Raw genomic sequence first — 22391 nt, forward strand, 5'->3', positions numbered from 1 at the left:
CTAGTCCCTTCTTGAGTGCCTTAACATTATATCAGCCTTCCGCCTTTCAGTCAATACCTTTTTGTCATATTTTTAGTGTTTTCTTTCTTTTTTTATATTATAATTATTACTTTTTTCGTCCTTTAGTAGAAATTTTATCTATAATTATTTTTAGTATATGAATTTTTTCAATACTTTTTTCAATATATTTCATTCCTGACTCTACATAATCAGGAGAATATTTAAACAAGATTGACTGAATACCCTTATTTTTTTCTTCATCATCAACTATAGAAATTTTTCCAAATACAATTACAGACATATATTTTGTTGAAAATTGGTTTGGTAATCTCTCAACTTTATCTACCACTGTAAAAGAAATTTTAGAATTTTCTTCTATATTTTTTAATTTATGTCCACCTTGGTTTGTACAATGAATGTATATAACATCATTACAATATGCATAACTCAATGGTATTCCATAAGGTTGATTACAGTTATCAGATGTTGAAAGAATTCCATATTCTCCGTTTTTTAGTAATTCTTTTCCCTCTTCTATACTTAGTTCTCTATCCTTTCTTCTCATTTCCATAAATTTTCTCCTTCTAATTTTTTTAGATAACAAAAAAGACAAGCTTAAAATGGCTCATCTTCTCTGTTTTATATCGGAACATTATATGAAAAAGCAACTAAATAAACTCATTATTATATAATCATATAATATTTTTATTTATTTAAGCTTTATATCTAATTCCATTATAACATATTTAAAGAATATTTCAACATTTTATTTATATTAATTTTCTATAGATATAAAGTCTATTATAAGATTTTCTTATAAGAACTTATCTTTCATATTTATCCAGTACCAGTTTTCATTGAATACTAATTTATACAATTTAAACCTTGATTTTTTAAATTCAAAGTATGATACATCTGTATAGTCTTTTTCAATCCCATCAGCAACAAAACTAATTTTTTTGTGTTGATTTTCCAACGGAACTATTTTTAAAGTAGATGTATCAGGAATTACCAATGAATTTGAAATAGTCCTATAAACTTTTGAAAATATTGGAGCTAATGGTGTTAATTGAAATCCTCTTAATGATGGATGCATAATACTTCCTCCTGCAGACATATTGTAAGCAGTACTTCCTGAAGGTGTTGAGATTATTAAACCATCTCCAGCAAATGTTTCAAGATGATTATCGTCTATATAAACATCTAAATGGATTATTTCAGAACTGTTTGACTTAATAACAAAATCATTTAAACATTTATTAGAAAACACAATATCATTTGTTTTTAAATCACATTCCAATAATCTAATTTTATCAATAGTATATTTTTCTTCTATATAATCATCTATAAATTTTTCTATTTTATCAAAACTAATTTCTTGAAAGAATCCAAGAGTTCCTGTATTTATTCCAACAAAAGGAACTTTAGGAAAGTCAGAATTGTGTACACCTCTTATAAAAGCTCCGTCTCCACCTATACAAATGCTAAGTTCTGCCTCTTCTCTAAATGTTTCAGAAATTTCAAAGCCTCTTTTTTCAAATAGTTCTTTTGTCTTGATAAAAGCTTCTAAGGATTTTATATTGTCATTAAAGAAAATATTAATTAATCTTTTCATAATTTCACCTTTTATTTTAATCTATTAAATTAATTTTAACACATTAAACATATATAAGCAAGAAAAAAGGAGCTTTTGCTCCTTTAATACTACACATTTTTCTTTTTCTTAATCTTTTTTAATCTATAAAAATCTTCTCTTTCTTTTTCTTCGAGAACCTCTGATATATATTTTTCAGTTTCTTCAAGATTCGGAATTTGAATTTTATCCAAAGCATTTGCTCTTTTTTGATTCTTTTTTATTTCTATAGATAGTTTATAAACTGTATTTTCAGTCTCCGCAAGTCTATATACAAGTCTTTTTATTTTTTGAAACATTTTTATAGCCTCATCAATTGCGGGGCTTGTCATGTACATTCCATAATGAGGTCTTAAAGTTCCATGCTCATATTTTACACTTGGAACATCAAGTCCCATAATGGATTTATAAGAAATTTCAAAATTTTCTGACTTATCTATTGATAAGGAAATGTCTTGCACATTCATAACTCCCATAGTTATATTTGCTTCTTCTAATGTTGAATATGCCTTTTCAAATAGTACTTTTACATCTTCTTGAATTTCTTTTGCCTTTTCAATTTGTTGCATCATTTCTTTTATTAGTACAGTTCTTTTTTTATCTATTAGATTATAGCCTACCTTAGATAATTTTAAATCCTGTTTGATTTTTAATAGATTTGACTTTGTAGGAGCAATATTTTGAATCATATTACCACCTTCCATATTTTTCTATATATTTACTTTCCAATCTGTCCAATTCAATTTTAGGGAATAGTTTGAATAAATCCCAAGCAATATCAAGTGATTCCTCAATAGTTCTGGACTCATCAAAATCTTGACTTAAAAAGTTTTGTTCAAACTGTCTACCAAATTCCATATAAATTTTATCTATTTGTGTTAAATCATCTTCTCCAATTATTTGTGATAGCGAACGAACTTCGATAACTTTTGAATAAAGTGCAAATAATTGAGATTGTACCTGATCATGATCTTCTCTCGTATATCCATCTCCAATACCATCTTTCATAAGCCTTGATAGTGAAGGCAAAATATTTACAGGTGGATAAATATTCTTTTGGAATAATTCCCTTGATAAAACTATTTGTCCTTCAGTAATAAAACCAGTAAGGTCAGGAATTGGATGTGTTATATCATCATTAGGCATTGTTAATATAGGAATTAAAGTAATTGAACCTTTCTTTCCCTTCACCATTCCTGCTCTTTCATATAATGTAGAAAGATCTGAATACAAATATCCTGGATATCCCTTTCTACTAGGAACTTCTTCTCTTGCAGAAGAAATTTCTCTTAAAGCTTCTGCATAACTTGTAATATCAGTCATAACTACTAAAATATGCATTCCTTCTTCAAAGGCAAGATATTCTGCAGCAGTTAATGCAGTTCTAGGTGTTGAAATTCTTTCAACAATTGGTGCATCAGCAAGATTTATATATGAAACAACTCTGGATGATGCTCCTGATTCTTCAAATGCACTTTTAAAGAATTCATAATCATCATATTTAATTCCCATTCCTGCAAATACTATCGCAAATTTGTCGTCAGAATTTTTTAATTTGGATTGTCTGACGATTTGAGCCGCTAATGCATTATGTGTCAAACCATTTGATGAAAATATAGGAAGTTTTTGTCCTCTAATTAAAGTAGTAAGAGTATCAATAGCTGAAATTCCTGTTTCCAAATAATCTCTTGGATATTCTCTTGCAACTGGATTCATAGGTCTTCCATTAACATTATATTTTTTCTCTGAAATAATATAATCTCCATTGTCAATTGGTTCTCCTACACCATTAAAAGTTCTTCCTAAAATATCTTTACTAAGACAAATTTCAAGTGGAGTTCCTGTAAAAGTAACAGCAGAATTTTGTGTTGAAATTCCAGTTGTGCCTTCAAAAACTTGAGCAATTACCTTATCTCCTTGAATTCTAACAACCTTGGCTCTTCTTCTTTCACTTCCATCTATTACTATATCCATCATTTCATCATAGCTGACATTATCTACACCTTTAAGCACAATCAAAGGTCCATCTATTTTTTCTAGTTTTAAATATTGTCTTTGCATAATTATCACCTACTCTCCCTGATTTTCGTCTATCAAAGCAGTATAATAGCTATTGATTTTTGCATTTAACTTTTCAAATGCTTCATCATAGTTTTCATTTGGAATATTATATTTCATCTTAATAACTTCTTCAAATAAATCATCATTTTTTATACGAGTAAGGGCAACTTGTTGTTTTACAGCTAAAGTACAATTCATATATAAATTATCTATTACTTTTAACATTTCAAATTGTTTTTTTAAAGGAACATAACTGTCTGTTTCATGCATTGCATTTTGTTGTAAAAATCCTTTTTTTAAAACTTTTGCTATTTCTATAACAATTCTTTGATCATTTGGTAAAACATCCTCTCCAACCAATTGGACAATTTGGTTCAATTTATTATCCTCTGAAAGAAGTTCCATCATCTTTGCTCTTAATTTTAAAAGTTCAGGAGATACATTTTCATCATAATATTCTTTAATCAATGTAGTATAACCACTATAACTTGTAAGATAGTTTACAGCAGGATAGTGTCTTATATATGCTAAATTCTTATCCAAACCTATAAAGGCTGAAACAAATCTTTTAGTGTTTTCAGTTACCGGTTCAGAGAAATCTCCACCAGGTGGAGAAACTGCACCAATTACTGTAATTGAACCTTCTCTTTTGGAAAGAGTTTCAACATAACCCGCTCTTTCATAAAATTGTGCAATTCTTGAAGGAAGATATGCTGGATATCCTTCTTCTGCAGGCATTTCTTCAAGTCTTCCAGAAATTTCTCTTAACGCTTCTGCCCATCTTGAAGTTGAGTCAGCCATTATTGCAACATGATAACCCATATCTCTATAATACTCTGCAATAGTTATTCCAGTATAGATTGAAGCTTCACGAGCAGCAACCGGCATATTTGAAGTATTTGCTATTAAAATTGTTCTTTCCATAAGCGGTTTTGAAGTTCTTGGGTCAATTAACTTTGGAAATTCTTCAAGAACATCTGTCATTTCATTACCACGTTCTCCACAGCCGATATAAACTATAATATCAGCATCAGACCATTTTGCAAGTTGATGTTGAGTCATAGTTTTTCCTGTACCAAATCCACCCGGAAGTGCTGAAGTTCCTCCTTTTGCTATTGGAAAGAAAACATCAAGTACTCTTTGTCCTGTTACTAAAGGTCTTGAAATTGGCATTCTCACATCTATTGGACGTGGTATTCTTACAGGCCATTGATGATACATTTTTAAATTATGAATTTTTCCATCTTCATCTTTTATTGTTACTAAATCAGTTTCTAAATTATATTTTCCTGATGGTAAAGCTTCAATTACTTCACCACTAACAGTTGGTGGAACTAAAATTTTATGTTCTATAAAACTTGTTTCTTGAGTTGTTGCAAAAATTTCTCCTGCAGATAATTTATCACCAACTTTAACAAGCATTTCAACATCCCATTGTTTTTCTTTATCAATGGAAACAAGTCCTATTCCCTCTGCAATAAATTCTCCTGTCATTGAATATATTTTTTCAAGCGGTCTTTGAATACCGTCAAATATATTTCCTATAATTCCCGGACCTAATGTTACTGATAGTGGAACATTTGTACTTTCTATAGTTTCTCCAACTTTTAGTCCCTGTGTTTCTTCGTAAACTTGTATAGTTGCTACATCTTCGTCAATAGATATGATTTCTCCAATTAGCTTTTTATCTCCAACCAAAACCATATCTCTAACTTTGTAAATTCCCATACTGTCTGCTTTAACAACAGGACCATTTATATCAATTATTTTAGGTATATTATACATTACCTTTCTCCTCATTACAATTATTAACTAATTGTTTATTCCTAATTCTTTTTTCAACTTAGCTAAAATCTTTTGGTATTTTGTTGTCAACAGAAAATCTAGTGAATAATTCAATCTATATGTTTTTTCCACATTTTCTATTTCAAAACCTCCAACTTTTATATCAAGGCTTTTTTCAACCTTGATATCTCCTAAGACATTTTTTACTATTTCCTTATCTCTTTCAAAACTTTTTTCATAAACATAAACAATATCATTAGAATTTATTTCTGACTTCACATTTTTTAATGTGTTTTTTAAATATTCTTCGCCTTTTTCAGTCATATATAATGTATTTAATTCTTCTTTTAGAGCTTTAAAAAATTCATCGTAAATTTCTTTATTCGTATTTAAAATGATATCTTGTCCTTCTTTTAAAGTCTTTGAACGAATTTTATCTGTCTTATTTTCAAGTTTTGTTCTATATTCTCTCTTTAATTTTTCAATTTCTTCATATTTTTTAGCTTTATATTCTGTAATTAATCTCTCAGTTTCAGAAGCAATTTTTTTCAACTCTTCATCATACTTTTCATCAATTTCTTCATTTAGTATTCTTTTGAATGACTCTATCTTATCTTCAATTGTTATCATAAGATTTCTCCTTAAATATTAATTCCTATTGATTCGTTTATATAGTTTGTAATGAAATTTGGATCTCTTTTCAAACCTGTTCTATCCGGTATCTCAACTATAAGTGGAAAAGTATTTTTTAATTTAACTTCCATAACTTCTTCGCTAATAAGATTAAAAATATTTTCAGTTAAAATTAAAATTCCAATTTCCTTATTATTTAGACAACCATTAAATTCTTCCAAAGCCTCTTCTCTAGTCTTTAAAACAACTCCTGTTATACCGGCTAATCTCATTCCTACAAGTGTATCTGTATTATCAGATATAAGATAACTTATCATAGAATTCTCCTAAACTCTTTGTAAAATCATAATTGAAATTATAAGTCCGTAAATAGCAATACCTTCTGCAAGTCCAAGAATAATAAGTGTTTTACCTAAAATTGAAGAATCTTCTGAAACTGCACCAATTGCTGCTGAACCTGCTTGACCAACACCTATTCCAGTACCAATTGCTGCAAGACCAGTTGATAAAGCAGCTGCTAAATATCCCATTCCACTCGCTGAACTTGCTGTTTTTTGTGTGGTTTCAGCTGCAAATGCAATATCCGGAACAAGTCCCATTAAAAATAAAGCTAAAATTGAAACGACATTAATCGCTATTGCCTTTTTTAATCCTGATTTTGTTGTTTTCTTTCCTTTTCTTAAATAAGATATACCTGTTAAAATAGTTGTTCCTATTCCTAATGTTATTAATAATAAAGTAATTTTCATGTTTTCCCTCCTAAATTTCTTCTTTTAATTCTACTCTTAATGGTTCATAATTTATTCCTTCTCCATTAAAATATTTACTGAATAATTCATAATATTCCAACCTTATTGCTTGAATGAAAACTATTAGTCCTTCAAGACAAACAATAAATATATTTCCTAAAACAATCATAAATATATTTCCAATACTTGAACCAAGCATTTGTCCTAAAGCGTGAAATGCCATAAAAAGTCCGACGTGGTTAATCGCAAAAGCTCCAACTCTAATAAAAGAAAGAGTATTTGAAAAGAATCCCATAACAGTTTCAAACATTTCAAAACCACTTTCAACAGGAGAAAATTCTTCCTTTTCTTCTGTCTTACTAATTATCGGAACCAGTTTCGGCTTCATAAACATCAATGTTGAAGTTGCAACCAAAACTACAACACTTACTATTGTAATCATTGAAGATACATTTACACTTACATAATTTTTTAACAAAACAGTATTTAAAACAATTACTATAAATGAGATATAGAATAAAAATCCTGATAATCCATTTTTATCAAAAAATAATTTTCCAAATTCTTTTCTCATCTTTAAGTTTCTAAAGTTGATAATATATGCAATTAATATCATTAAAATACCAAGTCCAATTGTTGCGACAAGTATTGTGTTAATATCATTCATCGGCCTTATAATTAAAGCTGGAATTAATTCTTCAATTCCAAAAACACTTCCATATACAAATCCGAAAAACATTGATGAAAATCCAATTCTTTGAATAATTTTAGCAATAACACCAATTTTTTTAGATAATAACATTCCTGCTATTACAAAAATTAAACCCTGTCCTACATCTCCAAACATCATTCCGAATAAAAGTAAATATGTTATTGCAAAAAATGGTGTCGGATCCGTTTCCTTATAATCCGGAATTGAATACATCTTTACCAATGCTTCAAAAGGTCTTAAAATAAAATTATTTTTTAACTTTGTTGGTATCTTAAATTTTGAAGGAATTTCATTATCATCTTCAAAATATATCAAAGCACTTTCTGAAACTTTTTCTACTGAATTCTTTATACTTTCAACTTTAGATTCAGGAACAAAAGCACTTAATAAAATAAAATTTTTACTTTCTGCAATATGTCCTTCAAGTTCCTCAATCTTTTCAATAATTTTATATCTGTAATAGAAACCTAAAATATCTTGCAAATATTTATCCTTAAATTCAGCTTTTTCCTTTAAAATTTCATCTTGTTCTCTTTCTAAACTTTCTAATTCAGCATTTTTATTCTTTATAAAATCCTTAAAAGAAATATCTACATTAGGAAGTTCAATTCTATCAAAGGACAAAGAACGAATAAAATATTTTGTATCTTTTGCATAAACGGAAGGAGTAAAGATTATCACAGTTTCCCCATAGCTACTAGTTCCTAAATGCACAACTATTCCCTTAATATTTTCATAATTTGCCTTTAATTTTATCCAAGAATTTTTTGAAATTTCTCCCATATCAAAATTAATATGTTTTAAATTGTAAAACTCAGATATTTTCATATCACTATCAGAAAAATATTCAACAGCATTTAATAATATTTTAATATCTGCTCTCTTTTTTCTATTCTCATCTTCCCTAGTCTTTATTGAAGAAGATTTCAAAGATATATCATCTAATAATTTAAGTTTTTCACTATAATTTAAATTCTTTAAATCATTTAAAGTAACATCATCTTCTTTAATGTTAAAGAAATCAAACATCTGATCTAAAAGTTCTTTATATTTTCTCTTTTTAAAAACTTTTTCTCTATGATATGGTCTTATTTTATCAACAGCAACACCCATATCATTAAAAATCCCTATTTGAGAATCCATATACTTCATTGTGAAATTTTCTGAATTTCCTGCATTTGTAATATGAATCGAGCCATTCAAAACAATTTCTCTAAGAATACTGTGTGCATCCTGTTTTAAAGCAACGAGATTCATCATTTTCATTTTTTCAACAGCCAATTTAGCACCCCCTAACTAAATCAATGAATATTTATTAAATATTCTTTTACTTCACTTTTACTTAGTTTATACTTATTTGCTTCTGCTATTCTAATTAAATTTTCATTTTGAATATTCAGCTGAATAATAAACTTAAGTAAAGTTGAAATCGAATTATCATAGTCTTTAAGTTTCTTTAAATGGCTAAGATAAACATATTCTTTAATATTTCTATTCGAAACAGTAGTATTTCCATTTGCATCTTCAAGAGTATGTCTTAATTTAGTTTTCTTTATTTTCTCAACAATAGCCTCAACACTATCACTATATATCAAGTCCTTTAAAAAATCTCCTTTAATATATTTGCCATATCGTAAACTATAGCTATAAATTTCTTCATTCGGTAAATCATAATATTTTTTTGCTCTGATTATCCATTGAAGATTTATTGTATCTATTAAAGTAGAAAAATAATCATTAAAAATTGCTTGACTTGATTTTGATAATTTATCTATAGCATTTTTCATAGTTAAAAAATATAAACTGTCCAATTTCATTTCAACATGAAAATGCAATCTAAATATATCTTCATCAGTTAGAGAAGCAATTGCCTTTTTGTAAATTGTACCTTTCAATACATCTAGAGCCTGATTAAAATTTTCACAATTTACAAGTTTAGAATAATCAATATGCTTATTTTTCTTATACATTATTGTATCTCTTTCCAAGTCTATCTTTTCATTTTCAACAATACTTCTAAGAATTATTTTTATATCTTTAAATTCATACTTCATAAGCATAGCTTCTATAATCTTTTTATCATCACCAAAAAGGAAAAACTTTAATTTTTCAAGCAATTCTGCCTCAATCTTATTAATCATAAATTCTGTATCATATCTATTTCTCATAGATTTTTCTTCATACATAGGAATTTCATATTTATATAATATATTATTCTTTAAATAATCCACAATCTCATGCCTTTGTTCAAAAGATAAAATTTTATCATAATCGGACTGTTTCAAAATTCCTTTTCTTAAAACTCCAATTTTTGCATTAATTGAATGAAAATTATTCCCCATAAAACTCACCGCTTTCTAAAAGAGAATCAGCAAAATTTTTAATCAAGATTTCTTTTTTATCTTCAAAAACACTCTTTATTGCTTCAGATTTTTCATTATATTCAACAAGCTTATTTTTATCTTCATTTTCTATTGAAGATAGATGTAATTTAAGATTTTCTTGTTCTTCTTCCAAAACTTTGTTATACTCGTCATCTATAACTTTCATCTTATCTTTTCTATCTTTAAGTAGCTTTTGTTTCTCAACTTCTAATCTTTGTTGATAATCCTCAGCACCCTTATCAATATCAAATATATTTTTTATAAAACTTTCCATAAATGCCTCCTTTCTAAAAATATTAAATTTTTAAAAATTTCTCCAAAACAAAAGCGCATTCGTAAAAATGCACTTCCAAATTTGCGATAAAAAATTTCAAAATTGTTTACGGAATGACAAGCTCAATTATTGTAAACAATTTTGAAATTTTATTCTCTAGTGTAATATTTTAATTTACAATAAATTCATATATAATAAACTTAATCTTGCCTTAACCAACAATTTTCAATATAAAAATTTTAATTGTTCAATCGGTTATACTTTAGCCTATATATTTAAAAAATATTTTTTAGCACAAAGCTATTTATCATATAATTTTACTAATGGCATTATTTTATCAGAATTTTTATCATCTATATTAATTCCCCATCCACAAACTGGACAGGCTAAAAACTTCTTTGATGAAAATGGAAAAATTGGAATAAAAAATAGTGTAAACCATCTTTTATCATTATAAAGTGTCCATATTGAGGTATTATTACAATGATCACAATGACACTCTTCTTTTGTTTCTCCTATTTTTTTACTTCTTACTTTTGAACCATAAAAAATTATCATTTTTCCTCCTAAATACTATAATTTATATTTAGTAATATACCCATCAAAAAATTAAATAAGATTATATTTTAATCAGATTGTCAAAATTACAATCTATTTAAAATATATTTTTCAAGAATTATTTTCATCACCCTTGAAAACATATATATTATACACCTATGTTTTTATAAAATCAAGAACTCAAATCACAATATTATAAGATTTTTTAAAAATTAATTTCTCTGTTTTAACTTAATATAATTACTGTCTTCTTTGTAATTTTTGCAAAATTTTTCATATAATTTAATCAAACTTTTTTCAAAAATATCTTTTCTCTTATAATTCAACAAATAATATTTATTTTTAAGATTAAAATCAATCCTTGAAGTTTTTGAATAAACAAAAAGAAATATTTCATTTTCATTAAATTCTGTTTCTACAGAAGGTGGAGATTTTTCTGTGTCTTCCATTGTATTTTTAAATCTAAATTTAAAATCAGAAATTAAATTAAAAAATTCTTTTTTATCCTCATCAGACTCTATATTTGCTGTATATCCACTTCCGTCAAAATATACTTTAATCACTTTATTATTTACAATCTCATTTTTTAAAGAATGTAATTCATATCTATACCTTAAAAATATGGATAAAAATACTATACATATTAGAGCCAAAATTATTGATATGGTTCTAAAAAATTTCTTATTTTTCACAAATAAAATTCCTCCTTTTGAATATATAAGGTGTTGATTATAAATAATTTTGCTTTTGTGCATCCCACATTTTCTTATAATAATCACAATTTTTTAATAAATTGTTATGAGTATCATAAGCTAAAATTTCTCCTTCATCTAATATTAAAATCTTATCTGAAAATTTTATGCTACCCAATCTATGAGTTATAATTACACCTGTTTTGTCAGATAAAATTTTTTTAAAAATATCGTAAATGTCTTTTTCAAAAATAGGGTCTATTTCTGCTGTTGGTTCATCTAAAACTAAAAAATCGCTATCTTTGTAAATTCCTCTACATATAGCAAGTTTTTGCCACTGCCCTCCTGACAGTTCTAGTCCGCCTATTTCTTTTCCTAATAGTTTTTCGTAATATTCACTTTTAAATCCCATTGATTTCATAATAGCAAAAGAATCCGCACTAGATTCACTGCCTAGCTCAATATTATTTCTAACATCTAAAGGATATTTGCAAAAATCTTGAAAGACAACTGAATTTTTTGCAATTAATTTGTTAGATTCGGACTCACTTGGCTTATATAATCCAAGTAAAATCTTTGCCAGAGTACTTTTCCCAGAACCATTTTTGCCAACTATAGCAATAATCTCTCCTCTATTTATATTCAAATTTATATTTTTTAAACAATAATTTTTAGCATTTGGATATTTGAACTTCAAATTAGATAATTCTACAGAAGCATCATTATGCAAGCTTTCTTTTTCAAATTCTAAGCTCATAAATTCAAAGTATGGTACAGATAATTTTGAGAACATCATAATATATCCTTGTAGCGAAAAAATTTCTTCAATAAATTTTGAAATTATATTTATACCCACTATAACGATAATCAAATTACCGATATCATTGGTATTTATATAATCGAATGTAGCCAGTAGATATATTGATATTTTTCCTAAATATATTAATAATTTCGAAATTAATTCTATGATATATATCTTTTTATTCAAAATAGAAAACTTCTTATTGTGTTCATTAAATACCTTATTTAATTTTTTTAAAACAAAATCTAAAGTATTATATATTTTAAATTCTGCATAAGTTGAATCTTCTAAAATACAATTCTCAATCTCTTTTTCTCTTCTTTCATATAAGTTCAAGTCTAAACGATATTTAGTAATGTACCTTCCTTTAAAATAATTTTCTAAAATTAAAGGAAATAATATTAGTATCAAAAAAAATAGATATTTTATATTAATAAAAATAATAAAATTTGAAATTAATACAATATTCAAAATTAAACCAAAGTATGAAATAACAGTCTCTACAAGTCTAAATATATTTGTACTACAAACTGTTGCTTCATGAATTTTTTCATTTATAATATTTTTTTCATAGTCTATAATTTCAATTTCAGAACACTTTTTTTGAATTTTTGTTTTTAAAATTTTTTCAAAATTTGGAATTAAGATATATTGTATATAGTATCTATCAAAGTAAATTTTCTTTATAGCTATTATAAATAAAAATGTAACATATGGAAAAAATGAAACCACAATATTCTTAAAAAAAATATTAAAATCCTCATTTTTAAATATAACTATCCCTTTAAAAAATTCTCTAGTATAAATCATACCAAACATATAAATCAAAGCTGTTATTATTACAACCGATATCATAATAAATAACTCTTTTCTATATGTACTATAAAATAGATTAATACACCTAGATATCATCTTTATATTAGTCAAAAATTGATTTTTGAATTTCATACATTTCAAAATACTTTCCTCCATAAGAAATTAATTCATCATGTGTCCCTGATTCAATCAAGTTTCCGTCTTCAATCAATAAAATTATATCAGTATATTTAACAATTCCAAGTCTATGAGAAATAAATATATTTAAGCTACCAGAAATTTTATCTTGTATATTTTTATAATATTCTAATTCTAAAAATGGATCTAAATTAGAAGTTGGTTCATCAAAAATAAAAACTTTTGATTTTCTCAAAAAAACTCTATTAAAAAATATATTTTTCCACTGACCACCTGAAAGATTAACATTATTCTTATAATTAATACTGGTGTATGAATCTATTCCATCATTAAAATTTTCAACAAATTCAACAATGCTCTTATCAATGTCTAAATCTCCTTTTTGAGATTCTTCTAAAGTTATATTTTCAAAAATAGTAAATGGATACTTTTTAGGATGTTGAAAAAGCACAGAAAATATCTTTGACTTTTGTTCTAATGATATATCATTTATATCAACACCACCTATTCTTATATTTCCCTTTTCGACTCTATACAATCCTAATAGCAACTTAATTAAAGTACTTTTTCCTGAACCATTTCTACCTAAAATTGAATAATTCTTTCCAAACTCAAAGGTAAATGAAAAATTCTTAATTATATATTCATCTGAATTAGGATATCTAAAGAAAACTCTATCAAATTCTATATTATAATTACTTAATTTTACATCTTTTTTTACTAATTTTTTCTTTGTAATAAATTCGTGATATAAATTAATACCATTTGTAAAATTAAAATAATCTGATATTTTATTTAATTCAGTACCAATTATTTCAGTTATTACAATTAATCCACTATTTAACAAGTAAAAATAGGAAATATTAATGCTTCCCAAATTATATAAATATAAACTTGCAATCAACATAAATAATACAAGAAAATAATTTGAAACTTCATATAAAAAATCAAATTTCAGACGATTTCTAGCATCCTTTAAGTTTTCATCAATGGCATCGTCATACTTATGTAAAAACATCTTATTGTAAAAATTAAAAACATTAAATATTTTTCTTTCATTAGAATGTTTTTTATCTATCAATATATTATTTATTATATTGTGTTCCTTACAATTTTCCATATATTTAATCCAAATATCTTTAGACGCTTTTAGTTGATTATTCTTTAAATACAAAACAAAAGCAATTACGAATAAATAAATTATAAACATATATACATTAATATAAAAAATAATAAGCAACACAAAAAGAGCTAAAAACAAATTTATAATAGTTTTATAGCAATCTTTAGAAATTTTTATATAATTTTCAATATAATTATTTACTACAAATATTTTATTCTTAAAATCTACACTTTCAAATTCTTTAAGCTCAATATTTTCAAAAGATTTTAACATATTTAATTTCAGGACTTTTTTATGTTTTTCTCCATCCTTTTCCAAACTGTAATTTACAAAAATATTAAAAAATTCTCCGAAAATAAAAAACAATAAAACATATAATAAAACGATTATATCTTCTTTTCTCTTTATTGTTATAATTAATGGAAACATTGAAATTAAAATTAATCTATCTAGTGATACAATCAAAGAAGCAAATATAACAATTATTTTTTTATTGATACAATTCTTAAAAACTTGAATGAATGACTTCATTAATTCCCCCAACTTCCTATTATATTATTTTCATATAATTATATTTAAGTAAAATATTATAATTTTTTTCTCAATTATATAATTCATTTTCCTGAATTTAATATAATTTTACATATTTCTCATATATAATCATATTTTATCTCATTAAAAAATCAAAGTCAAGTTTTGACTTTGATTTTTCCTAAATTTCAACAAATTCATTTATTTCAAATAGATATAATCCCTTTTTAGTGACTTTTTTGTCAGAAATATCTTCAATTGCAGATTTATATAAATCCAATTGGACTTTATATCTTGCCTTTACTTCTTCAAGATTTTCTTTTGTTACATAATCCGTCTTATAATCCAATAAAATTATTTCTCCATTTTCATTTTCAAAGAAAAGGTCAATTATTCCAACTACCATAATTTTTTCGTCTTCTTCAATATTTTCATCTTTAAATAGATTTTTCAATTTTATATTATAGTCAATGGCTTTTTCTTTAAATAATTTTTCAGATTTATTTGCAATATAAATTTCCTTAAAAATATCAGACTGAATAAATTTTACTATCCAATTTATTTTTATCGTTTCTGCTTCGTCCAAGCTCATAATATTTTTTTCAACGAATGAATTTATTTGCAACTTTACTTCTTCTCTTATTTTTGAAACATCTTCTGTATCAAATTTTGAAAAGTCTAAAAGTTGCATAGCCAAATGGAAAATAGTTCCTTTTTCTGCAGAATTAAAACCGACTTTTTCCTCACCTTGATGAATAAATGACGGAGTTTTTAAAACAAAATTTTCTTTATAATATTTTTGATGTTTTTCCTCATCTTCTTCCTGAATCATCTTTTTAATTTCAGAAACAGTAATGCTTGATGGCTTGTTTAAAACATTTTTATAAATATATTCTTTGTTAAATCTATCTTCCAAAAATTGTTTAACAGTTCGCATTTCATTTTTAATTTCTAAAGAGTTATTGTCTGAAATAATTTTATTTGTTTTAACTTCTTCTTTAATTCTTTGATACTCTATAAATTCGTATTTTTTAGTATTTACATTTAATTGAAATTTCAAGTCTTCATTTCCTAAAAAGTTTTCTTCTCTTCCCAGACAATTCAAACTCTTTCCATAAACAATAAGATTATCAATAGAGCTTAATATCCAATCAAGATAATTATTTATTTTTAGAATTTTATAATTACTTATATTTCCTCTCTCATCAATTCCAGAGCTTATTTCTTCTTTTAAATTCTCATAATCTTTTACTCTTCCGGTTATTATAAGTTTTTCTTTTGCTCTTGTCATTGCAACATAAAGGAGTCTCATTTCCTCTGCAATTTGTTCATTTTTCTTGAATTTTTCAATTTTTTTCTTCATAATGCTGTTGAATGAAGTTTTTTTATCCATATCATAAACAACTGCACCAAAACCAAGTTTTTGATGTAAAACTAAATTGCTGTCGTCAGCTCTGAAATTAAATTTTTTATTCGTATTTGCGAGAAATACAATAGGAAATTCCAAGCCCTTGCTCTTATGAATACTCATAATTCTAACTACATTCGCATCTTCAGAAATTAATTTCGCCTCTGAAACATCACTTTTTAAACTGATTTTTTGAATATAATTTACAAAATTAAACAATCCCTTATAAGAATTTTTTTCATAATTTTTCGCCTTTTCGAAAAGTAACATCAGATTTGTTTTTCTCTGCTCTCCCATATCCAAAAGTCCAACATAATTATAATATCCTGTATATTTATATAAAAACCATATTAATTCATCGGCTGAAACTAAAGATTTTTTTTCTATAAATAATTTTAAATCAGAAATAAATTTTGAAATTTTTTCCTTTAAACTCACTCTAATTTCGATGTCTTTATCTTCTAATATTTTTATTAAAAGCTCATAAAATTTAAGTTCTCTATCTACAAGTCTTATTTCGCTCAATTCTTTTGATGTAAAATTATAAATTGGAGAGTACATCACTGAAATTAAAGGAATATCCTGCATAGGATTATCTATAATTTTAAGCAAATTAATTATTGTATCAACTTCAAAAGTTTCAAAATATCCACCCGTACTCTCTGCATATATTGGAATATTATATTCTAAAAATACTTCTTCTAAAATTTTTGTATTACTGCTTGGAGAACGCATCAAAATAACAATATCTTTGTAATCAACTTTCCTATAATCATCCAAATTTTTATCATAAACCTTAAAAGGATTTTCTTTATTGTTCATCATATTGTAGATTGTATTTGCAATTTTTATACATTCAAGTTTAAAAGATTTCATCTCCTCAAAGTCTTCTGAATATTCATCAGTTAAAATTATCTCGTCTTCGTCCTCATCATCAGATTTTTCATCAACTAAAATAATTTCAACTGCACCACCGACATTTTCATCACTTTCTTTAAAACTTGCCATAGGGTTTAATCTTTCGTCGACAGTATAATCAAGTTCTCCTGTTTCTTTTTTCATTATTTTTGAAAAAATTAAATTTGTTCCCTCAAGAATTTCTTTTCTACTTCTAAAATTCGCATAGAGCATTATCTTATTATTAAAACTGTCAATATCATCCTCAACTCTATAATAATTTTCATATTTTTCCATAAAAATACTTGGGTCAGCCTGCCTAAATCTATAAATACTCTGTTTAACATCTCCAACCATAAATCTGTTATTATCTTTTGCAACTGCTGATAAAAGAATTTCTTGAACAAGGTTACTGTCTTGATATTCGTCAATAAAAACTTCAGAATATTTTTCTTGATATTCTAAAGCTGTTTTAGACGGTATAATATTTCCATCTTCATCAATATCTACAAGTATCTCTAATGCCAAATGTTCAATATCGGCAAAATCTACATAATTAAATTTTTGTTTTCTCTCCCAAAACTTTTCCTTAAATTTAATTACAACATCAGAAATTGAACGAACATAAGGATAGATTAAATCACTTTCTCTTTTAATATTTTCTATATCTAAATTTAAAGTTTTAAGTGATTCTGAAATTTCCGACTTTATACTATCCAATTCTTTTTTAACTTTATTGTATATCTCTTTTACTTCTTCATCACATTTTGAAATTTTAAAACTTACAAAGTTCGAATTTAAAAATTCATTAGTTGATATTTTAAGCTCATCAAACTTCGTATTATCTTTTAAAAATTTCTTTAATTTTTCCTTTACGACAGACAAAGCATCTAACAAATTATTATACATATCTATATATTTTTCAAGTTCAGGATAATTTTCTATTTTTTTCAAATTATTTTTAATACTAAGTTCAAAAAATTCCAAATCCATATCTACATCTTTTGCAATATCCAAGATGTAATTTTCTAAATAAAAATCATCATCCTTTGTACTCGTATTAAAAAATTCTGCCTTTTCATTTAGCCAAATATTCGGAAAAGGATGTGAATTTACAAAATTATTTACATTCAATAAAAGTTGTAAAAGTCCTTCATCAGTATTTTTCTTAGCATACCAGTCAACTAGTCTCAAAAAGCTCTCATCATTATTTTCATAAAGCTCTTCAAATAATTCTTCCATAACTTCTTTGGCTAAAACTTCATTTTCACTTGGATCTATAACTTTTATATTGCTATCCAAATTTACCAAATGAGCATAAGATATCAAAACATCTTTACAAAAAGAGTCAATAGTTGTGATGTCAGCACCGCTAAGGAGCAGTAATTGTTTTTGAAGATGTTCATTTTCCGGATTTTCTTCAAGTTTTTTTTCAATGGCCTTACTTACTCTTTCTCTCATTTCAGATGCAGCCAATTTTGTAAATGTTACAACAAGTAGTTTGTTGATATCAATTGGATTTTTTTCATCTAAAACGAGCTCTATAATTCTTTCGATAAGTACAGCTGTTTTCCCAGAACCTGCTGCCGCAGACACAAGTAAATTTGTATTTCTACTTTCAATTACCTGTCTTTGCTCTTTAGTCCACTTTACTTCACTCACTATTTCTCACCTCTTTTCTCTTTATTTTCTGAATTCATTTTTTCAAAAACCTCATTTGGTTTATCTTTAGTCAATAAGTTCTTAATATTATTATATTTATTATGCTTAATATCAAATCTGCAAATGGATTTATATTTACAATAATCACAAGGCTTTTTATTTTTATATCTGAAAGGTTTTATATCAATATTCCCTGCATAAATTTCTTCACAGATATCCTTAGTCTTATTTAAAACAAATTCATTTACAATTTCAAATTCATCAGTAGTTAAGCCCAATGTACTTGCTCCGATTTCTTGACCTTTTGACTTTAATTTAATAGGCAGTATTTCAGAAGTCAAATTATCCGCATCCAAAGTCCTATCCAAATTCTTCAAAAGTTCCATATCCTTTATAACAAAACCTGTAAGTTTATTTTTCTTAAGTTTTTCACTATGAAAACTTTCATCATTCATATCAAGCATTTTGGAATAAGTTTCAAATCCAACTAAATTTGTATTGAAATCACTATAAAATAATCCTGCAGGTTTATATCTTTCTTTGTTTGAAGATAAAATTGTATTCATATAGACAAAAAGTTGTAGCTGAAGACCTGCATAAACTTGATTTAAGTCAATATCTCTTTTTGAAGACTTATAATCAATAATTCTTAAAAAGTCAAAATTTTCTCCTTTAAAAATATCAATTCTGTCAATTTTACCAACTAATTTAATTTCTTTCCCATTCTTTAAAGTATAGGTAATAGGTTTTATTGACTTATCTCCAAATTCTGTTTCAAAACCTGTTGGAATAAAATTTCCTCGTCTTACTTGTTCAGCCATAATTTCTATGCTTTCAACAATATTTTTTTGTGTAATACTTGAAAAATACTTATATTTTGGAGAGCTTTCAAGAATAAAATTAGACTTTTCAGACATTTTTTTCGTTAATTTTTCTACTTCCATTTGGATAAATTCTCTATCAATTGTATTCCAATCAATATTATTTTCAAAAACTCCCTTAAAAAAGTCGTCAAAAATCTTATGGCAATATGTTCCATAATCTGCAGTAGAAAAGTCATAAACTTCTCTTTCCTTTGCTCTAAGTCCATAATTTATAAAATATGAAAAAGGACAACGCATAAAGTTCTCTAATTTTGAAATACTTACATTTCCACTTTCATAAAGAAATGATGTATAATCTTTTATATTTTCTGTTTCTTTTTTGTAGTTCAATTTATCCTTTAAAATTTCAATTTTGTATTTATAATCTTTATCTTCTATCAAGAAATCAATTATTTCTCTAAAATTGAATTTGTCATTTTCACTCAATTTATTTGAATTTAAAGCCTCAATATTGGAAACTAAAATTTGATACAATCTCTCTTTAGAAAAAGTTTCAAAAATATCCATAATAGAAAAATCTTTTAAATAATCTATACTTACAACTTCCAAATTTCCAAAAATGAATTTAATTTTTTTCACAAATCTTGAAACTAAAAGGCTCTTTCCCTCTAAATCTGAAATTGGAAAAGTTATATACAATTTTTCTTTTGCAATGCTGAAAGTCTTATAACTCAAAAATTGTTCATCAGTAGTTTTTAGTAAATTGTTATTTGAAAAATTAAAGCCCATAGTTTTTAAACTTTCTTTTTCATTTTCACTGATTAAGTCATTATCCACTATGTTTTTCGGGAAGTTTCCATCATTAACTCCCAATACAAAAGCTATTTTTGTAGAAGGTTTTTTCATCCTGTCAACAGTTGTAATAAAGACTTCATCCTTTGAAGGTGGAACAATTCCAAGCTCAATATTTTCAAGTTCAGTCTTAATTAAATTTATAAATTTTGAGTAGGCAATCTTCTCCTCTCCCATAAATTCAACCATTTCATCCAAAACTGCTGTAAAACTTCCCCAAACTTGAGAATACTCTTTCGCCTTATATAAATTTCCTTCATTTTGGAAATTCATTACAAGATTGTTTATTCTATCAAAAAGTCCAATTTCCAAAGTGAATTCATATAAACATTTACAAATATCCTTTACGGTATTTCTCCCTTTTAACTTTTCATGCAAGTTTTTAATAGGATATATTACAATATTCTTTATCTCATTTATCTTTACAAGTTTTTCATCATCACTTTCTTCCTCAACACTATGGACGATGGACTTGTTCCAAGATTCGTCAAACCAGCGATTACCTTTTATACCATTTGCAATTACATAATTTTCCAAAAGGAAAATATCCTCATCCGGAATCCCTGTAAGTCCGCTCTTCAAATATCTAAAAACAGAATCATAGGAATAATTTTTATCCTTCATATCCAAAATGGATAAAATTAAAATAATAATTGGATTTTCCATAATTGAAATCTTTTCGTCCAAGAAATAATCAATATTGTAATCGTCAAAAACTCTTTCAATAATATAAGAATATTCGTCTAAACTTCTCATACATAGAGTTACATCATTATATCTATAGCCTTTAGTTTTAACTAATTTTGAAATTTCCTCTGCAACAAAAGAAACTTCATCATATATATTTTTAAATTTTAAAAGTCTAATATTTTCAGAATCTTTAGAATATGGTTTTGGAGAAAAAGTACCAATATTTTTTTCCAAAAACGATAAATCTTTATAATTATAGTAGCTTTCATTTGAAAGTGAAATATTTTCAAGCAATGGAATATTATACTTTTCACAAATATTTTTAATATTCAAGATTGTTGAATTACTTCTTAAAAACATATTCATTTTTGAATGTAAATTTTTAAAATCAGTTAAAAGAGAAAAATAAATATTTTTTGAAAAATAGATTAACTTTTCAATTACCAAGTATTGAGCAGGTGTAAAGTCCATATATTCGTCAACAAAAATAGTTGCTCCTTTGATACTTTCAAAATCATCAAGTTTTTCGGCAAAAATATTCAAAGTATCTTCAGTATCAGAGTATTTTTTATCAATCAAATTTTCATAAGATTTATAAATATTATATAAATCTTGCATTTTAAATTTCAAAGACTCATTTTTAACATTTTCTGTAAGTGAAAAAACATCTGAAACTGAAAAATCATTTTGTTTAAACTCTATTATCATATCCATAATATTGTTTACAAAACCCATTTTAAAATCATCGGACTTAAAAGTAATCAAATCCTTTGAAACCATATCCATAGCTTTAAAAGTCAAAAGACTTCTAGCACTTGTTGTAAGTCTTCTCTCCTTAAGTCCACCGACATTGGTAAAAACAATTTTACTTAAAGTTGAAAAACTTACAACTCTAATTCTAAAATTAGGATCAATATTTTTTTCATCTTCAAGCTTTTCACTTAATCTTTTTTCCATTTCATATGTAAATTTTTCCGGGACTAAAATATAGATAGGCTTTTTATCTTCTCTTTTAGCCTCTTCAAAACAAAGATCTAAAATCTTATCCGTCCTATCCGCTCCAAATCTTCCTGTTATAAATCCAACTGCCACAATAATTACCTCTTTCAATCTGATATGATTATTTTATCATATTTTGATATAACAAAAAAGAGTTACCACTTAAGT

17 protein-coding genes are annotated in these 22391 nt (G+C 25.7%); all 17 read right to left on the reverse strand.

Going from position 1 to position 22391, the window contains the following annotated elements:
• Positions 1-106 precede the first annotated feature (106 nt).
• The 17 genes from RWJ08_RS02840 to RWJ08_RS02920 all read right to left on the reverse strand — a co-directional run bounded on the left by RWJ08_RS02840 (position 107) and on the right by RWJ08_RS02920 (position 22316).
• Complete coding sequence (locus RWJ08_RS02840; RefSeq protein WP_313961005.1) at positions 107-571, reverse strand: pyridoxamine 5'-phosphate oxidase family protein; 465 nt, start codon at positions 569-571, stop codon at positions 107-109.
• A gap of 243 nt (positions 572-814) precedes the next feature.
• Positions 815-1615, reverse strand: a complete 801-nt coding sequence (locus RWJ08_RS02845) for an NAD(+)/NADH kinase (protein WP_293438962.1) — start codon at positions 1613-1615, stop codon at positions 815-817.
• Positions 1616-1704: 89 nt separating this feature from the next.
• On the reverse strand, positions 1705-2322 hold the full coding sequence (locus RWJ08_RS02850; protein ID WP_009354515.1) for a V-type ATP synthase subunit D: 618 nt from the start codon (positions 2320-2322) through the stop codon (positions 1705-1707).
• A gap of 1 nt (position 2323) precedes the next feature.
• On the reverse strand, positions 2324-3694 hold the full coding sequence (locus tag RWJ08_RS02855; protein WP_029949394.1) for a V-type ATP synthase subunit B: 1371 nt from the start codon (positions 3692-3694) through the stop codon (positions 2324-2326).
• 9 nt (positions 3695-3703) lie between these two features.
• Positions 3704-5479 (reverse strand): V-type ATP synthase subunit A, encoded by a 1776-nt coding sequence (locus RWJ08_RS02860; protein WP_293438987.1) that lies wholly within the window; start codon positions 5477-5479, stop codon positions 3704-3706.
• 27 nt (positions 5480-5506) lie between these two features.
• Positions 5507-6109, reverse strand: a complete 603-nt coding sequence (locus RWJ08_RS02865) for a V-type ATP synthase subunit E (protein WP_009355005.1) — start codon at positions 6107-6109, stop codon at positions 5507-5509.
• Between the two features lie 11 nt (positions 6110-6120).
• Positions 6121-6429 (reverse strand): V-type ATP synthase subunit F, encoded by a 309-nt coding sequence (locus tag RWJ08_RS02870; protein WP_313961006.1) that lies wholly within the window; start codon positions 6427-6429, stop codon positions 6121-6123.
• Positions 6430-6438: 9 nt separating this feature from the next.
• On the reverse strand, positions 6439-6861 hold the full coding sequence (locus RWJ08_RS02875) for an ATP synthase subunit C (protein ID WP_004832027.1): 423 nt from the start codon (positions 6859-6861) through the stop codon (positions 6439-6441).
• 10 nt (positions 6862-6871) lie between these two features.
• Entirely contained in the window at positions 6872-8854 is a 1983-nt protein-coding gene (locus RWJ08_RS02880) for a V-type ATPase 116kDa subunit family protein (RefSeq protein WP_313961007.1), read from the reverse strand.
• Between the two features lie 20 nt (positions 8855-8874).
• Entirely contained in the window at positions 8875-9915 is a 1041-nt protein-coding gene (locus tag RWJ08_RS02885; protein WP_313961008.1) for a V-type ATPase subunit, read from the reverse strand.
• The gene (locus RWJ08_RS02890; protein ID WP_029949386.1) at positions 9905-10231 is read right to left on the reverse strand and encodes a hypothetical protein; all 327 of its coding nucleotides are present in this window, start codon (positions 10229-10231) and stop codon (positions 9905-9907) included. Before RWJ08_RS02890 ends, RWJ08_RS02885 begins: the two co-directional genes overlap by 11 nt.
• A 300-nt stretch (positions 10232-10531) precedes the next feature.
• Positions 10532-10789, reverse strand: a complete 258-nt coding sequence (locus tag RWJ08_RS02895) for a zinc-ribbon domain-containing protein (RefSeq protein WP_009354927.1) — start codon at positions 10787-10789, stop codon at positions 10532-10534.
• A gap of 212 nt (positions 10790-11001) precedes the next feature.
• Entirely contained in the window at positions 11002-11481 is a 480-nt protein-coding gene (locus RWJ08_RS02900) for a hypothetical protein (protein ID WP_313961009.1), read from the reverse strand.
• Between the two features lie 37 nt (positions 11482-11518).
• Positions 11519-13231, reverse strand: a complete 1713-nt coding sequence (locus RWJ08_RS02905) for an ATP-binding cassette domain-containing protein (protein WP_313961220.1) — start codon at positions 13229-13231, stop codon at positions 11519-11521.
• Positions 13203-14891: an ABC transporter ATP-binding protein gene (locus RWJ08_RS02910; RefSeq protein ID WP_313961010.1), complete on the reverse strand. Its 1689-nt coding sequence runs from the start codon at positions 14889-14891 to the stop codon at positions 13203-13205. Before RWJ08_RS02910 ends, RWJ08_RS02905 begins: the two co-directional genes overlap by 29 nt.
• A 181-nt stretch (positions 14892-15072) precedes the next feature.
• Entirely contained in the window at positions 15073-18858 is a 3786-nt protein-coding gene (gene addA, locus RWJ08_RS02915; RefSeq protein ID WP_313961011.1) for a helicase-exonuclease AddAB subunit AddA, read from the reverse strand.
• A complete protein-coding gene (locus RWJ08_RS02920) occupies positions 18858-22316 on the reverse strand; it encodes a PD-(D/E)XK nuclease family protein (RefSeq protein ID WP_313961012.1) in 3459 nt (1152 codons plus the stop codon). The genes addA and RWJ08_RS02920 overlap by 1 nt, the downstream gene beginning before the upstream one ends.
• Positions 22317-22391 lie beyond the last annotated feature (75 nt).

Origin of the sequence: uncultured Parvimonas sp., assembly GCF_963524015.1 — a bacterium.
GTDB lineage: Bacteria > Bacillota > Clostridia > Tissierellales > Peptoniphilaceae > Parvimonas.

Excerpts from the sequence above, each read along its gene's own strand:
- RWJ08_RS02840 (WP_313961005.1), bottom strand. The coding sequence starts at position 571 with ATGGAAATGAGAAGAAAGGATAGAGAACTAAGTATAGAAGAGGGAAAA.
- RWJ08_RS02845 (WP_293438962.1), bottom strand. The coding sequence starts at position 1,615 with ATGAAAAGATTAATTAATATTTTCTTTAATGACAATATAAAATCCTTA.
- RWJ08_RS02850 (WP_009354515.1), bottom strand. The coding sequence starts at position 2,322 with ATGATTCAAAATATTGCTCCTACAAAGTCAAATCTATTAAAAATCAAA.
- RWJ08_RS02855 (WP_029949394.1), bottom strand. The coding sequence starts at position 3,694 with ATGCAAAGACAATATTTAAAACTAGAAAAAATAGATGGACCTTTGATT.
- RWJ08_RS02860 (WP_293438987.1), bottom strand. The coding sequence starts at position 5,479 with ATGTATAATATACCTAAAATAATTGATATAAATGGTCCTGTTGTTAAA.
- RWJ08_RS02865 (WP_009355005.1), bottom strand. The coding sequence starts at position 6,109 with ATGATAACAATTGAAGATAAGATAGAGTCATTCAAAAGAATACTAAAT.
- RWJ08_RS02870 (WP_313961006.1), bottom strand. The coding sequence starts at position 6,429 with ATGATAAGTTATCTTATATCTGATAATACAGATACACTTGTAGGAATG.
- RWJ08_RS02875 (WP_004832027.1), bottom strand. The coding sequence starts at position 6,861 with ATGAAAATTACTTTATTATTAATAACATTAGGAATAGGAACAACTATT.
- RWJ08_RS02885 (WP_313961008.1), bottom strand. The coding sequence starts at position 9,915 with ATGGGGAATAATTTTCATTCAATTAATGCAAAAATTGGAGTTTTAAGA.
- RWJ08_RS02890 (WP_029949386.1), bottom strand. The coding sequence starts at position 10,231 with ATGGAAAGTTTTATAAAAAATATATTTGATATTGATAAGGGTGCTGAG.
- RWJ08_RS02895 (WP_009354927.1), bottom strand. The coding sequence starts at position 10,789 with ATGATAATTTTTTATGGTTCAAAAGTAAGAAGTAAAAAAATAGGAGAA.
- RWJ08_RS02905 (WP_313961220.1), bottom strand. The coding sequence starts at position 13,231 with ATGAAATTCAAAAATCAATTTTTGACTAATATAAAGATGATATCTAGG.
- RWJ08_RS02910 (WP_313961010.1), bottom strand. The coding sequence starts at position 14,891 with ATGAAGTCATTCATTCAAGTTTTTAAGAATTGTATCAATAAAAAAATA.